The organism is Nonomuraea candida, from assembly GCF_000725485.1.
Taxonomy (GTDB): Bacteria; Actinomycetota; Actinomycetes; order Streptosporangiales; family Streptosporangiaceae; genus Nonomuraea; species Nonomuraea candida.
This window is the reverse complement of the sequence record NZ_JOAG01000113.1, coordinates 1-1,877: the sequence shown is the minus strand read 5'-3', so window position 1 is coordinate 1,877 and position 1,877 is coordinate 1. Positions and strand designations below refer to the sequence as shown.

Below are 1,877 nucleotides of genomic sequence, written 5' to 3'. Positions count from 1 at the left end.
GCGACCACCTTGCCGCCGGCCTGCAGCCGCTTGACCACCTCCACCTTCCCGGCGGGCAGCACCTCGGCGATCACCTCCTCGATCCCCACCTCCGCCGCCACCGTCGCCGCGACGGCCTGGTTGTCGCCGGTCAGCAGCACCGGCCTCAGGCCCAGCGCCTTGAGCCGGGTGATCGCCTCCCGGCTGGTCGGCTTGACCACGTCCGCCACCACCAGCACCGCGCGGGCGCGGCCGTCCCAGCCGACCGCGACCGCGGTCCGGCCCTCGGCTTGGGCCTGGCGCAGGTGACGCTCCAGATCGGCGGGCAGGTGCTGGGACCAGCCGGCCAGCAGGCGGGGCCGGCCGACCAGCACCGCGTGGCCGTCCACCACGCCCTGCACGCCGAGCCCTTCGACGTTGGCGAACCCTTCCACCGGCGGCAGCTGCCCGAGGCGGGTGGTGGCGGCCTTGGCGATGGCCTGGGCGATGGGGTGCTCGGAAGCGCCTTCCAGCGCGCCGGCCAGCCGCAGCACCTGCTCTTCGCTCTCACCCTCGGCGGTGTGGACGGCGGTCAGGGTCATCCGGCCCTCGGTCACGGTGCCGGTCTTGTCCAGCACCACCGTGTCGATCCGCCGGGTCGACTCCAGCACCTCCGGCCCCTTGATCAGGATGCCGAGCTGCGCACCCCGCCCGGTCCCCACCAGCAACGCGGTCGGCGTGGCCAGCCCCAGCGCGCACGGGCAAGCGATGATCAGCACCGCGACCGCCGCGGTGAACGCCGCCCCCGCCCCGCCGCCGGCGCCCAGCCAGAACCCCAGCGTGCCCAGCGCCAGCGCGATCACGATCGGCACGAAGACGCCCGAGATGCGGTCGGCCAGCCGCTGCACCTGCGCCTTGCCCGTCTGGGCGTCCTCCACCAGCCGGGCCATCTGCGCCAGCTGCGTGTCGGCGCCGACCCGGGTGGCCCGCACGATGAGCCGGCCGCCGGAGTTCACCGTCGCCCCCGTCACCGCATCGCCGGGCCGCACCTCCACCGGCACCGACTCACCGGTCAGCATCGAGGCGTCCACCGCCGAGGCGCCGTCCTCCACCACGCCGTCGGTGGCGATCTTCTCGCCCGGCCGGACCACGAACCGATCCCCGGCGGCGAGCTGGGCGATGGGGACGCGGCGGCCGTCGGCCAGCTCCACATCCTTGGCGCCCAACTCCAGCAGCGCCCGCAGCGCCGCCCCGGCCCGCCGCTTGGACCGCGCCTCGAAATACCGGCCGGCCAGCAGGAACGCCGTCACCCCCGCCGCCGCCTCCAGATAGATGTTGCCCGCCCCGTCACTACGCTCGATCGCGAAACTGAAGGGGTGGGTCATGCCGGGAGTGCCGGCGGTGCCGAAGAACAACGCCCACAGCGACCAGCCCAGCGCGGCCAGCGTGCCCAGCGACACCAGCGTGTCCATGGTCGCCGCGCCGTGCCGCAGATTCGTCCACGCCGCCTTGTGGAACGGCCAGCCCGCATACACCACCACCGGCCCGGCCAGCGCCAGCGACAACCACTGCCAGTGGGTGAACTGCAACGGCGGGACCATCGCCATCGCGATCACCGGCACCGCCAGCACCACCGACACCACCAGCCGATCCCGCAACGGCCGCAACTCACCCCGCCACGGCTCCTCTTCCCCCGCCTGCCCCTGGGGGGCGGGCGGGGCGGGCAGCTCGGCCGTGTAACCGGCCTTCTCCACCTCCGCGATCAACTCCCGCGGATCCACCCCCGCCGGAAAGGACACCCGCGCCTTCTCCGTGGCGTAGTTGACCGACGCCGACACGCCCTCCAGCTTGTTCAGCTTGCGCTCGATCCGGTTCGCGCACGAGGCACACGTCATGCCACCGATCGAGAGCTCGACGGC

Annotated in this window: 1 protein-coding gene; it reads right to left on the bottom strand. The window is 73.7% G+C overall.

Going from position 1 to position 1,877, the window contains the following annotated elements; all coding sequences use genetic code 11:
- A partial coding sequence (locus IO39_RS43240) for a heavy metal translocating P-type ATPase (RefSeq protein ID WP_043637520.1) occupies nucleotides 1–1,877 on the bottom strand: 1,877 nt, incomplete at both ends.